Below are 13,332 nucleotides of genomic sequence, written 5' to 3' on the forward strand. Positions count from 1 at the left end.
GCGCCGCAGGGACCACGGCTGAGGGACGCCTGGTAGATTCGATCCGATCGACCCCCTCCCAAGCCTCTCCGCGATGCTCACATGGGAGGGGCCTTTTTCTTCGGCACCGAGGTACTGCGATGGCACGGAAACCGAGCCTGTCGTGGAAGCAGCAGGTCCAGCTCCTCCGTGACCGCGGGCTCGGCATCGCCGACGGGGAGGCCTGCACGAGCTACCTGGCCGCGCAGAACTACTACCGCTTCTCCGGGTACGCCCGCTACTTCCAGCGGGCTCCGCACGACGGGGACGACTCGTTCGCGGACGGAGTCTCGTTCGAGGACGTCCGAGCGGTCTGCGACGCAGATGAAGCGCTGCGGCAGAGCCTGCGTGCTCGACTGGCCCGTGCCGAGATCCTTCTCCGCAGCCGTACGGCTCATGTCATCGCTCGTGAGCACGGCCCGTACGAGTGCTCTCTCGAGAAGAGCTTCTACTCCGAGTCTCCGAACGCGGAGTCGACAGTCGATTCGTGCCTCCGCGACATCGAGCGCAGCAGGGAACGGCATGTCCTCCGCTTCACGGAGCTCCCCGGCGGCAGGGGCGCGGCCGCCTTCGGCGAGCTACCGGTGTGGTCGGCCGTCGAGGCCTGGTCCTTCGGAACTCTGTCGAGATGCATCGAGCGAGGGGCACGAGGATCGCTTGCGGGGGACGTCGCGTCCGGTCTGGGAGTCGCCCGAGCCGGTTTCGCCTACCGGGTCCGCGCACTCGTCTACCTGCGCAACCGGTGCGCTCACCACAGCCGGCTCTGGAACCACTCCGTGATCGATGCGGGCCCGACGCCCAACAACGTCCGCGCGAAGGCGAAACGTCTCGCCGGGCAGTTCACTCCGCGCTCGGTCGTGGACGTCATCGCTTCGTTGGACGACATCCTCCTACGAGGAGCGGACGCGGCCCCGATCCTTCCGGAGCTCGTCGCCGAGCATTCCCTGCACGACGTGTTCTGGCGAGGGCTCACGACGCCCCGGAGCCCCCTCGATCATCGAGGACCGCGGTGAGAGCGACGCGACCGGGACGGTCCCGCCCGCCCCGCGCCACGGCCGATCCGGCAGCGGAACGGACGATGCCCGCCCGCTCAGGAGGCGCCCACCGGGAGGTCGGCCCCGCCTGACTATGCTGGTGCCACCCCCGGCAGCCGAGCCCTCTGAGCCTCGTCCGCGCCGGGGTGGCGCGGCTCACCCGCCCGGGGAGCGGAGGAGGTCCTCTCATGGCCGATCGGCCGAACCTCCGCCATGTCGCGGCGGTCGCGGGCGTCTCGCACATGACCGTGTCGCGCGTGCTCAGCGGGCACCCCAACATCAAGGAGTCGACCCGCCAGAAGGTCCTCGAGGCGGTCGACGAGCTCAACTACCGGCCGAACATCGCCGCCCGCTCCCTCGTCACGCAGCGCACCGACCGCATCGGCGTGATGATCGAGAGCGGCGCCGAGTACGGGCCGTCGAGCACCCTCCGCGCGATCGAGCGCGCCGCCCGCGAGAAGGGGTACTCGATCACCTCCGTCGCGCTGCGGCCGGACCTCGAGATGACCCCCACCGACGCGATCGCCCACCTGATGGGCCTCGGGATCGACGCGCTCTGCGTGATCGCGCCGCGCTCCTCCTCCGTGGCGACCCTCCGCACCGTCGAGATCGGCGTGCCGACGCTCGTGGTGAAGAGCGACAAGGATCCGAGCTTCCTCACCGTCTCGGTCGACCAGCAGGCCGGCATGTTCCAGGCCGTCGACCACCTGGGCAACCTCGGCCACCGCGACGTGCTGCACCTCTCCGGCCCCCTCGACTGGCTCGACGCGCGCGCCCGCGAGCGCGCCTTCCACAGCCGCGCGAAGTCGTGGGGGATGCACGAGCGCCCCATCGTCATCGGCGACTGGACCCCGGACTCCGGGTACGACTTCGCCGCGAGCCTGCAGTCGGTGCCCGACTTCACCGCGATGGTCGTCGCGAACGACGAGATGGCGCTCGGAGTGATCCACGGCCTCGTCGAGCGCGGGATCCGCGTGCCCGAGGACATGAGCATCGTCGGCTTCGACGACCTGCCCACCGCCCGCCACTTCCTCCCGCCGCTGACGACGGTCCGCCAGGACTTCGACAAGCTCGGGACGACGGTCGCCGAGGTGATCCACGCGAGGATCCGCGGCCAGGAGATCCCGCAGCGCACCCGGATCCCCACGGAGCTGGTGATCCGCTCCTCCACGGCCGCTCCCCGATCGTGACCCTCCTGTTCCCGTCCCGCCGCATGCGCTCGCGTATCATCGGCGGCAGCCCCTGGCACGCCGGACCCTGACGGCGCGCCGCACACGAACCGAGGACGGCACGTGGCGATCTCATCGAGGACGACCCGGAGCTCCGCGGCACCCGTCGTCGAGATGACCGGCATCCGCGTCTCCTTCGCCTCCGGACCCGCTCTGAAGGACGGGAACCTGCGGCTGGTGCCGGGCGAGATCCACGGACTGATGGGCGAGAACGGCGCGGGCAAGTCCACGCTGATCAAGACGCTCACCGGCATCCACCAGCCCGACGCGGGCGAGATCCTCGTCGACGGCGTCGCCCGGCGCTTCAGCGGCCCGGCGGAGGCGAAGGCAGCGGGCATCACGGCCGTGTTCCAGGACGAGCGCCTCACCGACAACCTCAGCATCGGCGAGAACGTGATGCTCGGCCACGAGGTCCGCGGCCGCTTCGGCATCTCCTGGTCGCGCACCCACCACCGCGCGGCCGAGATGCTCGCCGAGCTGGGCCTGGAGGACCTCGATCCGCACCTGCCGCTGCGCTCGCTCTCGCCGGCGATCCGCCAGCTGGTCGCGATCAGCCGCGCGATGGTCGACCGTCCGCGCGTGCTCGTGCTCGACGAGCCCACCTCCAGCCTCGACCTCAGCGACGTGGCCCGCCTCTTCACGGTGCTGCGGAGGCTGCGCGACCAGGGCGTCGCGATCCTGTTCGTCTCGCACTTCCTCGAGCAGGTCCTCACCCTCAGCGACCGGCTGACGGTGCTCCGCGACGGCGGCACCGTCGGCGAGTACCCGGCGCACACCATGGACCGCGCCGAGCTGATCGCGAAGATGATCGGCAAGGACATCGACGCGCTGCGGCAGATCGGCTCCGACCGCCGCGAGCACCGCCGCCAGCCGGTCGGCCCGGCGATCTACCGCGCGCACGGGATCGGCCGCCGCGGCGCCGTGGGCCCGACCGATCTGGAGCTGCACCGCGGCGAGATCGTGGGCTTCGCGGGCCTGCGCGGCTCGGGGCGCACCGAGCTGGCGTCGCTGGTGAGCGGGGTCGAGAAGCCGGACACCGGCGAGGTGCTGATCGACGGCGAGCCCGCCCGCATCTCCGACCCGGTGTCGGGCCTGCGCCACCGCATCGCCCACTCGAGCGAGAACCGCCGCGAGGACGGGATCATCGGCGACCTCTCCCTCCGCGAGAACCTCGTGCTGGGCCTGCAGGCTCTGCGCGGCTGGGCGCACCCGCTGTCGGCCGCCGAGACCGACACCCTGGTGCGCACCTACGTCGAGGCGCTGAACATCTCGCCGGCCGACCCGGACATCCCGGTGAAGTACCTCTCCGGAGGCAACCAGCAGAAGGTGGTCCTCGCGCGGTGGCTCGCGACCCGTCCGCGGCTGCTCGTGCTCGACGAGCCGGCGCGCGGGATCGACGTGGCGTCGAAGGTCGAGATCCAGGCGCACATCGCGCAGCTCGCGAAGGAGGGGGTGACCGTCGTCTACATCTCGTCCGAGCTGGAGGAGGTGGTGCGCCTCAGCGACCGCATCGTCGTCTTCAAGGACCGCGAGAAGATCGGCGAGGTCAGCAACGGCCCCTGGCTCACCGTCGACACGATCGTCGAGATGATCGCCGCCGACCGCGACGACGACCTCGACGACGACGACGACTGACCTCCCCCGCCGGCCGAGCGGCCGCACCGTCCACCGGGTCTCGATGAGCCGTCCGGGCTGCTCGACCGCCAGGACCTCGACGCGCCGGCGGGTCCCGCTCGGGCGCCGGGCCTGCGAGGATCCGGGGGTGGACGATCAGCGACCGGACGAGCTCGCGGAGCTGCAGCGGCGCGCCTACGGCCGAGGCTCCGACATCGAGCGGGACCCCGGCGCGCTCGCCCGACTCTCCGCGCTCGAGGCCCGCGTCCGCCCCGCCCTCGGCACCGCGCTGCCGGACGCGGTGGTTCCCGCGGTCTCCGGGGACGCGGCGCCGGAGGACGCGGCACCTTCCGCGGACGCCTCCGCCGACGAGGAGTCCGACCCTTTCGGCCACGTCCCGCCCCGCCGCTCCCGTCGGCGCGGCCTCCTCCTCCTCGCCGCGCTGGCCGCGACGGCCGCCGTCGCCGCGGGGGCCACCCTCCTCGCCACCGCCGGGGACGGACAGCCCGGCCGCGAGGTCGCCGTGCTGCCGCTGTCGAACGGCACCGACCTCCCCGGCTGGGAGGGACTGGGGTTCGACGGATCGGTCACCACCGAGGACTTCGGCGGGCTCACCGTCGTGCGGCAGAGCCTGCCCGCCGACACGGGGCTCACCGTCGTCCGGCAGCGCCGCTCCTCGAGCGCCGGCTCGTGCCTCTCCATCGTGCGGACCGCCGAGCCGCAGGACGGCCTGTTCTTCCAGGGCTGCACGGCCGGAGCGTTCCCCGCGGTCGCGCAGTTCACCGTGACGTCGGCGGCGCCGGAGGCCCTGCGCGAGCGGTTCCCGATCGGCACGTCCCTGCGGTTCGCCCTCGAGGGCGACGAGATTCGCGTCCGATCCGACGCCCCCTGACCGCTCAGATCCCCGTCCGCCCGTGCGGGTCGCCCACCTTCTTCGACTCGCTCGACCCGCGCTCGCGCAGGAACACGGCGAGCGCCGCCATGCTGCCCACCGCGAGGAACTCCGACTGCCAGTTCTGGAGCGTCCGGTTCCAGAAGTCGGCGGAGGAGACGTAGCCGAGCCAGTCGACGGGCGCTTCCAGGCTCGTCAGCTGCTCCTCGTTGTAGGCCACGACGCCCGTCACCGACTGCGCCGCCCAGGACAGCAGGAACACCACCCCCATCACCAGCAGCAGCGAGTGCGAGAACAGCGCCTGCCGCACGCCGCCGGCGGACGCCGAGGGCGGCGAGTCGTCCTCCGCGGACGCCCCCGCCTTCTGCTGCTCGTCGGTCTCGAGGCCCTCCTCGCCCACCCGCTTCGACTCGGGCGAGCCGCGCTGCACGAGCCAGACGGTCGCGCCGATGTAGAGGAAGAACTGGAGGTACTCCGACTGCCAGTTCTCGGCGACGTCGATCGCGAAGTCGGAGGAGGTGACGAAGCGCCAGTAGCCGACCTCCCGCAGCCCCTCCGCGACCTGGGTGTCGTTGTAGGCGGCGAGCTCGGCGAAGGACTGCCCGAGGAGAGCGAGCAGGAAGATCGCGAGGAAGAACAGCGAGAGTCCGTTCTCGCGCAGGAAGCGGCGCATCCGGCTCACCTCCCGAGGATCCCGACGGCGAAGAACCCGATCAGGCCGAGCACGATCACGGCGTAGTACAGGGCGGAAGCGGTGCGCACGTCAGCTCCCGTCCAGGACGCAGTCGAAGGGCGCGTCCGCCACCGGCGTGCACCCCGCCGCGCGCACCAGCCAGCCGTCGTCGCCCGGGGTGAGGAACACCGCGCTGCCGCCGGAGCGCACGATCGCCGCCCGGCCGTAGACCTCGGCGTCCCCTGCTCCGTCTTCCGCGATCCCGAGCTCCAGCACGCCGCCGGGGCAGTCGCCCTACCGGTCCTCCACGGCCTCGCGGGCGGAATCGGTGAGCAGCGCGCACGCCGCGCGGCCGTCGCCGTCGGCGAGCGCGGAGAGGAAGGCGTCGGCCGCGCGGCGGGCCGCCGTGCCGTCCGCGGAGCATCCGCAGAGCGCGAGCACGAGGGCCGCCGTCGCGGCCGTCGCGGGGACGGAGCGCGATCGAGGGAGCATCATGGCCAGGGAAGCTACTCCCGGGCCCGACCACCGGGCAGAGGGTTGCCATCGGGCCCTGCGGGCCCCGCGACCGGATCGTTACCGAAGCGCACCGCCGTGCTGTTGCGTCACAAGAATTGTTCACGGTAACATTTCGACGTGGCGCTGCTTCGGCCGGCGCCCACTGCACATCCTGCACTCACCGCACCTCGGGCCGCTAGGCCCGCATTCGAGGCCCTTCGGGGTCCACCATCTCGGGCACTCTCTTCGTGCCCGCGATCTCAAGGAGGAGATCTATGTCCAAGACGAGGCGTATCGGCCAGTTCCTGGGTTTCGCAGCAGTCGGCGCACTCGCGTTCGGACTCGCGGGCTGCTCGGGCGGTTCCGGCACCGATTCGGGCTCCGGCTCGAGCGGTGACCTCACCACCATCGGCTTCGTGGCCGTCGGCCCCGAGGGCGCGTGGCGCCAGGCGAACGAGACCAACATCGAGGACACGTTCACCAAGGACGCCGGCTTCGACCTGAAGTACGCACCCGCCACCAACGGAGACCAGAAGTCGCAGATCGACTCCTTCACCTCCTTCGTGGACGAGGGCGTCGACATCATCCTGCTCTCCGCCACGGAGGGCTCCGGCTGGGAGGACTCGCTCGAGCGCGCCCAGGAGGCCGAGATCCCGGTCATCCTGATCGACCGCGGCATCGAGCCGGACAACACCGACCTCTACGTGACCCGCATCGCGCCGGACAACATCGCGGTCAGCACCTCGGTCGCCGACTGGGCCAAGACCACCTTCCCGAGCGGCGCGAAGTACTTCACGCTCGAGGGCCCCGCGGGCGTCTCGGTCGTCAACGAGCGCAACGAAGGCTGGGACGAGGTCATCGGCGCCGACTCGAAGTTCACCAAGATCGGCGCGCAGACCGCGAACTGGTCCACCGAAGAGGCCAAGAGCGTCTTCGAGACCGTCCTGAAGTCGAACAACAACGACGTCCAGCTGGTCTTCGCACAGAACGACGAGATGGGCCTCGGCGCTGTCCAGGCCGTCCAGGAGGCCGGCCTCACCCCCGGCACCGACGTCAAGATCGCCACGATCGACGGCACCAAGAACGCCCTGCAGGCGCTGGCCGACGGCGAGCTGAGCTTCGTCGCCGAGTACAACCCGCTGTTCGGCGAGACCGCCCTCGACGCGGTCGAGAAGACCCTGGCCGGCGAGACGGTCGAGTCCTCGATCGTCGTCCCGAGCGAGACCTTCGACTCGCCCGAGGCCGCCACCACCGCGCTGCCCGACCGCAAGTTCTAGTCGCTCAGCACCACCGGTCGCCCGGCGTCGTCCTCGACGCGGCACCACTCCCCCGGAGCGACCGGGGCCGGCTCTCCGCCGGCCCCGGTCGCTCCGACCCTTCGGCGCACCTGTTCGGCTGCGCCCCGCTCGAGAACGGAACGACGCGACATGACAGGTTCGCCTCCGATCGTCGAGATGAAGAACATCTCGATCAGCTTCCCCGGCGTGAAAGCCCTCGACGGCGTCGACTTCCGCCTGTTCCCGGGCGAGGTCCACACCCTCATGGGTGAGAACGGCGCCGGCAAGTCCACGCTCATCAAGGCCCTCACCGGCGTCTACCGCATCGACAGCGGAGACATCGTGATCGACGGGGAGACCCGTCGCCTGACCGGCACCGCCGACTCGCAGGCCGCGGGCATCTCCACCGTGTACCAGGAGGTCAACCTGGTCACGAACCTCTCCATCGGAGAGAACGTGATGCTCGGCTACGAGGTCCGCGGACCATTCGGCATCAACTGGAAGGCCACGCACCAGGCCGCGAAGGTCGCGCTCGAGAAGCTCGGCCTCGGCCACCTCAACACGCGCCAGTCGCTCGCCTCGCTCTCGATCGCGATGCAGCAGCTGGTCGCGATCAGCCGCTCGACGGTGAGCGACTCCAAGGTGCTCATCCTCGACGAGCCGACCTCGAGCCTGGACGCGAACGAGGTCGAGAACCTCTTCGTGGTCATCCGCCGCCTCCGCGCGGAGGGCGTCGCGATCCTCTTCGTCTCGCACTTCCTCGACCAGGTCTACGCGATCAGCGACCGCCTGACGGTGCTGCGCAACGGCACCTTCGTCGGCGAGTACCTGACCCACGAGCTCGACCGCACCTCGCTGATCTCGAAGATGATCGGCAAGGACATCGCGGCGCTGCGCTCCCTCGACTCCGAGCGCGAGAGCCAGGACCACCTCTACCGCGACGCCCCGCTCTACACCGCGAAGGGCATCGGCAAGAAGGGCTCCATCGAGAGCACCGACCTGACGCTGCACCGCGGCGAGGTCGTCGGCTTCGCCGGGCTCCTCGGCTCCGGCCGCACCGAGCTCGCGCGCCTGATCTACGGCGTCGACAAGCCCGACACCGGCGAGATCACGATGCACGGCAAGAAGATCGACGTCCCGACGCCGACCGCCGGCCTCGCCCACAAGATCGCGTTCTCGAGCGAGAACCGCCGCGACGAGGGCATCATCCGCGACCTCTCGGTCCGCGAGAACCTCATCCTCGGCGTGCAGGCCAAGCGCGGCTGGGCCCGCCCCCTCTCCAAGAAGGAGAAGGACGAGATCGTCGGCAAGTACCTCGTCGAGCTCAACGTGCGCCCGGCCGACCCCGACCGCCCGATCAGCAAGCTCTCCGGCGGCAACCAGCAGAAGGTCCTCCTCGGCCGCTGGCTCGCCACCGCCCCCGAGATCCTCATCCTCGACGAGCCGACCCGCGGCATCGACGTCGGAGCGAAGGCCGAGATCCAGGAGAAGGTCGTCGCCCTCGCCGGCGAGGGCGTCGCCGTGGTCTTCATCTCGTCCGAGCTCGACGAGGTCGTCCGCCTCAGCGACCGCATCATCGTCCTGAAGGACCACCGCGTGATCGCGGAGATCCTCAACGGTCCCGCTGTCACTGCGGAGTCGATCGTCACTACCATCGCCGCAGAGGGAGTCGTCGACGAGGACGTCGTCGTCCTCGAGAGCGCCACGCAGGAGGCCGCATCATGAGCAGCGACACCCGACCCGCCCGGGGATCCGTCCTCGGCGGGATCATCCGCCGCCAGTACTTCTGGGGAGTCGTGGCGATCGCCCTGCTCCTCCTCGTCAACGTCGTCAAGGACCCGGGCTACCTGGCCGTCTCGGTCAGCCCCACCACCGGCTACCTCGTCGGCAACGTCATCGACATCGCCCGCGCCGCCGCTCCGATCCTGATGATCGCCGTCGGCATGTGCCTGGTCGTCGCGACCGGGGGCATCGACCTCTCGGTCGGCTCGATCATGGTCGTCGCCGGCGCCGTCTCGATGGAGTTCCTCAACTCCGCGGGAGCGCCCGACTCGCTCGGCGCGGCAGCGGGAGCCTTCGCGGTCGCCCTCCTCGTGGCCGCCGTGCTCGGAGCCGTGAACGGCGTCCTGGTCTCGGTGGTGGGCCTCCAGCCCTTCATCAGCACGCTGGTCGTGATGCTCGCGGGCCGCGGCCTGGCGAAGGTCATCACCGGCGGCCAGAACACCGCCGCCACCAACGAGCCCTTCCGCTGGCTCGCGAACGGGTACGTCTTCGGGCTCCCGGTCGTGTTCCTCCTCGCCATCGCCATCGTCGTGGTCGTCGGAGTCCTGGTGCGCCGCAGCGCCCTCGGCCTGATGATCGAGGCCATCGGCATGGACCCGAAGGCGGCCCGCCTCGCAGGCATCAACCGCCGGGGCCTGCTGATGACCGCCTACATCGGCAGCGGCATCCTCGCCGGAGTCGCGGGCGTGTTCGCCACGGCGAGCGTGATGACGGTCGACGTCTCGCGCACCGGCTACCAGCTCGAGCTCGACGCGATCCTCGCGGTCGTCATCGGCGGCACCTCGCTCGCCGGCGGCAAGTTCAACATCACCGGTGCCGCCGTGGGCGCGATCCTGATCGCCACCCTCGACAAGACCGTCGTGTTCCTCGGAGTCTCGTCCTCCGCGACGCCCGCCTTCAAGGCGATCGTCATCGTCGCGCTCTGCCTCCTGCAGTCCGAGCGCGTCCGCTCCGCCTTCAAGTCCCGTCGCGAGGCGCGCCGCAGCGTCCCGCAGAAAGAGGCGATCCCCGCATGAGTGCCGTGATGACCCGCTCCGCCCCTCCGGCGAGCACCAAGCGCACCTCCGGGGCGCGCGGCTGGCTGAGCCAGCACCTGGACAAGCTGCCCACCCTGGCCGCGCTGATCATCTTCTTCGGGATGATCGTCTACGGCGAGGCCGCCTACGGCCGGATCCTTCAGGCGAGCACGATCTCGAACCTGCTGGTCAACAACGCGCACCTGATCATCCTCGCCGTGGGCCTCACCTTCGTGATCCTCACCGGCGGCATCGACCTCTCGGTCGGCGCGGTGATCGCGTTCAGCAGCGTGAGCGGCGTGCTCCTGATCAACGCCGGCTGGAACCCCTGGCTCGTGATGGTCCTGATGGTCGTGATCGGCGCCCTGTTCGGCGTGATCTCCGGCGTCCTGATCCAGTACTTCAACGTGCAGCCGTTCATCGCGACGCTCGCGATGATGTTCCTGGCCCGCGGTCTCGCCTCCATGCTGAGCACCGTCCCGGAGCGCCTCCCCGAGGACTCGGCCGTGCTGAGCCTGGCCACGCCGATCAAGCTGATCGACGGCCCGAAGGTCAACGACTTCGTCATCAGCCCCGGCGTGATCATCGCAATCCTCGTCGTGGCCGGCGCGTTCTTCGTGCTGCACCGCACCCGCCTGGGCCGCACGGTCTACGCGATGGGCGGCTCCGAGCAGTCGGCGGCCCTGATGGGCCTCCCGGTTGTGCGGACCAAGCTGTTCATCTACATCATCAGCGGCACGCTCGCCGGTCTCGCCGGTGTGGTCTACACCGCCCGCCTCGGCAGCGCGCAGAACATCACCGGCACCGGCTGGGAGCTCGACGCCATCGCGGCGACCGTCATCGGCGGCACGCTGCTCACCGGCGGCGTCGGGTTCGTGCTCGGCTCGGTGGTCGGCGCCCTGGTGCTCGGACTGATGAACGTCCTGATCACCCGCGACGGCGGCATCCCGCCGGAGGCGACCACGATCATCACCGGAGGCATCCTCCTGGTCTTCGTCCTCCTCCAGCGCGCCGTCATGGCCCGCAGCAAGACCTGACCGGGCTCCCGCCCGATCTCCCCCGGCGCCCCCTCGTCCCTCCGCGGACGAGGGGGCGCCGTCGTGTCCGGGGCGCTCCGCCGGCCTCAGGAGGCGGAGCGGCTGAGCGTCAGCGCGGCCTGCTCGCGGGTGGCGTAGCCGCATTCCTCGGCGAGGCGGGCGAAGTCGGCAGGGCCCCGCCGCCGCAGGCCGATCCGGCGCCGGAGGGTGCCCGCCCGGCGCGTCTCGATCTCCTCCGCCGGCGTGCGGCCGAGGAACGCGAAAGCCTGCGCGAGCATGCGGGGGCAGACGAGCAGCTCCCGGGCGAGCACCGCGGCGGAGAACGCCGGGTCGCGGTGGCGCGCCTCGATCACCGGGATCGCCTCCGCGTAGACCTGGTCGGCGCTCCGGGTCCGGACCCGCGGAGCGCTGTGCTCGACGATCCCCTCCAGCAGCAGTTCGCTCGCCCGCCTCACGCCGGCGGCCCCGAGCACGGCCGGATCGCCCTCGATCAGACTGTTGGCGAGGGCACGGGCAGGCGTCCAGACCGACTCGCGCACCGGCACGACCTCGTTGATCCGCTCGCGGACCCACCGGTGCTCGAGCACGGCGGCGTCGAAGCTCCAGGTGTACGAGAGGGTGGGCCGCCGGTAGTCGATGCGCACCGGGACCCTGGCGTCGAGGAGCAGGACGCTGTTCGGCGTCGCCTCGAGCACGCCCTCGTCGAGGACGACCTCGCCCCCGCCCTCGACGATCAGGGAGATGTGAACGCCCACCGGCCTGTCCGCCCTGTCGACCGACGGCGAGAGGGCGACCCTGATCCCGTTCGGCCCCCACACCCGCGTCAGCGCGAGTCCCGGTCCGTCCGCTGCGTCCATCCGCAGACCGGGAGCGCCCGTCCCGCGCTCGTCCCCTGCGCGAGCGAACGCCTGCATCCGCTCCTCTGCGGCCCCCATCTCCCGCCTCCTCCGCGTCGAACGAACAGAATCCCTCATCTGTCGATCACCGCCGGACGTTCGCACGGATCTCCCAGGCCTCCGCGCCTCGCGCTCGGAATCCGGCCGCACGCCGTCGCCGGACCGGGAGGACGGCCACGGGGACCGTCGCGGTCAGCGGCGCTGGGAGAGCCGCCACAGCGCGCGGCGAGCGCTCCCCTCGGAGGCGAAGCCCGCCTCCTCGGCCGAGCGCGCGAAGTCGGCCGTCGCCAGGGACCGCCCGCCGATCAGGAGCAGGAGGGTGCCCGCCCGGCGCCGCTCGAGCTCGTCGTCGGCCGTCCGCCCGAGGAAGGAGAACGCGCGAGCCAGCGTCAGCTCCGACACCAGGAGCTCGCGGGCGAGCCGGGCGGCGGTGAAGGCGGGATCGCGGTGGCGCTCCTCGATCAGGGCCATGGCCTCCCCGTAGACGTCCTCGGCGCGGGGACGCCTGCGCGGTGCGGAGCCCTCGACCAGCTCCTTCAGGAAGGCCTCGCCCGCCCGGGCGACGGCGGGCTGCTCCGCCAGAGCGGGGTCGCCGTCGAGGAGACCGTTCATCAGCGCCCGCGCCGGGGCCAGGAAGCAGCCGGCGACGGGCAGGACCTCGCCGAAGCGCTCCGTGATCCAGCGCTGCTCCAGCGCCCGCTCGCCGAGCACCCAGGCGTAGATCACGGTCGAGCGGGGGAAGCGCGCCCCGGTCCGCGGCTCCGCGTCGATGACCACCAGATCACCACTGCCGCACTCGAGCATCCGTCCGTCCTGTCGGATGCGTCCTCCGCCCTCGACGACCAGCAGCAGATGCGCGCCCGGCGGGCAGCGCGACTGCGGCTTCTGCTCGAGAACGCAGCCACCGGGAATCCACAGTCTGGCGATCTCGAAGCCGAGCGAGCCCGTCGCCTCGACCCGCAGTCCAGAACGGGCCTCCACGCCGTTCCAGTGCTCGGCCATCCGCCGGTACATCTCGGCCGATCTCGACCTCATCGGGCGCCCCCTCCTCGCGGGCACGCTGACGCCTCACCACAGGAGTGATTCGCAGCCCGCGCGTGCTCCGTTTGTCACAGGACCGGTCACAGCGGACGGCGACGCTCCCGCTCACCGCGCCGGCGGCGCCCCGGCGGCAGCGTGCGACCGAGGGGATCACCGGGTCAGGAGGGCGATCGCGACTCGGGACGGCGCCGGAGCCCACCACTCCCTCCTCACGGCGGCGCCACTTCCTCCTCACCTGCCCCCGAGCGCTTGGGCCGACCGCCCGCCCGCGGGAAGACTCCCCAGCGGTACGGCGCCCGTCGTACCCGCCGAAGCGCCCGAGCGGACG

Annotated in this window: 13 protein-coding genes; 8 read left to right on the forward strand and 5 right to left on the reverse strand. The window is 71.2% G+C overall.

Annotation, left to right across the window (positions count from 1 at the left end; translation table 11 throughout):
- The first annotated feature begins 119 nt into the window (after positions 1 to 119).
- The 4 genes from C5C57_RS13985 to C5C57_RS14000 all read left to right on the forward strand — a co-directional run bounded on the left by C5C57_RS13985 (position 120) and on the right by C5C57_RS14000 (position 4,787).
- A complete protein-coding gene (locus tag C5C57_RS13985; RefSeq protein WP_104247799.1) occupies positions 120 to 1,031 on the forward strand; it encodes an Abi family protein in 912 nt (303 codons plus the stop codon).
- A gap of 209 nt (positions 1,032 to 1,240) precedes the next feature.
- Positions 1,241 to 2,242 (forward strand): LacI family DNA-binding transcriptional regulator, encoded by a 1,002-nt coding sequence (locus tag C5C57_RS13990; protein WP_104222399.1) that lies wholly within the window; start codon positions 1,241 to 1,243, stop codon positions 2,240 to 2,242.
- A gap of 153 nt (positions 2,243 to 2,395) precedes the next feature.
- Positions 2,396 to 3,916 carry a sugar ABC transporter ATP-binding protein gene (locus C5C57_RS13995; protein ID WP_104255631.1) on the forward strand — a complete coding sequence of 507 codons (1,521 nt, stop codon included), beginning with the start codon at positions 2,396 to 2,398 and terminating at the stop codon, positions 3,914 to 3,916.
- A 127-nt stretch (positions 3,917 to 4,043) separates the two neighbouring features.
- Positions 4,044 to 4,787 (forward strand): hypothetical protein, encoded by a 744-nt coding sequence (locus C5C57_RS14000; RefSeq protein ID WP_104247800.1) that lies wholly within the window; start codon positions 4,044 to 4,046, stop codon positions 4,785 to 4,787.
- Between the two features lie 4 nt (positions 4,788 to 4,791).
- On the opposite strand, the gene C5C57_RS14005 is transcribed toward C5C57_RS14000, so the two are convergent.
- From C5C57_RS14005 to C5C57_RS14015, 3 genes are all read right to left on the reverse strand, one after another.
- On the reverse strand, positions 4,792 to 5,460 hold the full coding sequence (locus C5C57_RS14005; protein ID WP_104297750.1) for a DUF6766 family protein: 669 nt from the start codon (positions 5,458 to 5,460) through the stop codon (positions 4,792 to 4,794).
- Between the two features lie 90 nt (positions 5,461 to 5,550).
- On the reverse strand, positions 5,551 to 5,736 hold the full coding sequence (locus tag C5C57_RS14010; RefSeq protein ID WP_104222396.1) for a hypothetical protein: 186 nt from the start codon (positions 5,734 to 5,736) through the stop codon (positions 5,551 to 5,553).
- Positions 5,737 to 5,754: 18 nt separating this feature from the next.
- Positions 5,755 to 5,955 carry a hypothetical protein gene (locus tag C5C57_RS14015; RefSeq protein ID WP_104222395.1) on the reverse strand — a complete coding sequence of 67 codons (201 nt, stop codon included), beginning with the start codon at positions 5,953 to 5,955 and terminating at the stop codon, positions 5,755 to 5,757.
- 275 nt (positions 5,956 to 6,230) lie between these two features.
- Here C5C57_RS14015 and C5C57_RS14020 point away from each other — a divergent pair, with 275 nt between their 5' ends.
- The 4 genes from C5C57_RS14020 (at position 6,231) to C5C57_RS14035 (ending at position 11,067) form a co-directional block, all read left to right on the forward strand.
- Positions 6,231 to 7,232 carry an ABC transporter substrate-binding protein gene (locus C5C57_RS14020; protein WP_104247802.1) on the forward strand — a complete coding sequence of 334 codons (1,002 nt, stop codon included), beginning with the start codon at positions 6,231 to 6,233 and terminating at the stop codon, positions 7,230 to 7,232.
- A 150-nt stretch (positions 7,233 to 7,382) separates the two neighbouring features.
- Positions 7,383 to 8,957: a sugar ABC transporter ATP-binding protein gene (locus C5C57_RS14025; RefSeq protein WP_104222393.1), complete on the forward strand. Its 1,575-nt coding sequence runs from the start codon at positions 7,383 to 7,385 to the stop codon at positions 8,955 to 8,957.
- Positions 8,954 to 10,030 (forward strand): ABC transporter permease, encoded by a 1,077-nt coding sequence (locus C5C57_RS14030; protein WP_104238658.1) that lies wholly within the window; start codon positions 8,954 to 8,956, stop codon positions 10,028 to 10,030. Before C5C57_RS14025 ends, C5C57_RS14030 begins: the two co-directional genes overlap by 4 nt.
- Complete coding sequence (locus C5C57_RS14035) at positions 10,027 to 11,067, forward strand: sugar ABC transporter permease (RefSeq protein WP_104222391.1); 1,041 nt, start codon at positions 10,027 to 10,029, stop codon at positions 11,065 to 11,067. Before C5C57_RS14030 ends, C5C57_RS14035 begins: the two co-directional genes overlap by 4 nt.
- Positions 11,068 to 11,153: 86 nt before the next feature.
- Here the strand turns inward: C5C57_RS14035 and C5C57_RS14040 are convergent, their stop codons facing one another.
- Both C5C57_RS14040 and C5C57_RS14045 read right to left on the reverse strand, forming a co-directional pair.
- Positions 11,154 to 12,002, reverse strand: a complete 849-nt coding sequence (locus C5C57_RS14040) for a hypothetical protein (RefSeq protein ID WP_104261072.1) — start codon at positions 12,000 to 12,002, stop codon at positions 11,154 to 11,156.
- 153 nt (positions 12,003 to 12,155) lie between these two features.
- Entirely contained in the window at positions 12,156 to 12,998 is an 843-nt protein-coding gene (locus C5C57_RS14045; RefSeq protein ID WP_104269278.1) for a hypothetical protein, read from the reverse strand.
- Positions 12,999 to 13,332: the final 334 nt, after the last annotated feature.

This window comes from Rathayibacter sp. AY1C5, from assembly GCF_002931705.1.
GTDB lineage: Bacteria > Actinomycetota > Actinomycetes > Actinomycetales > Microbacteriaceae > Rathayibacter.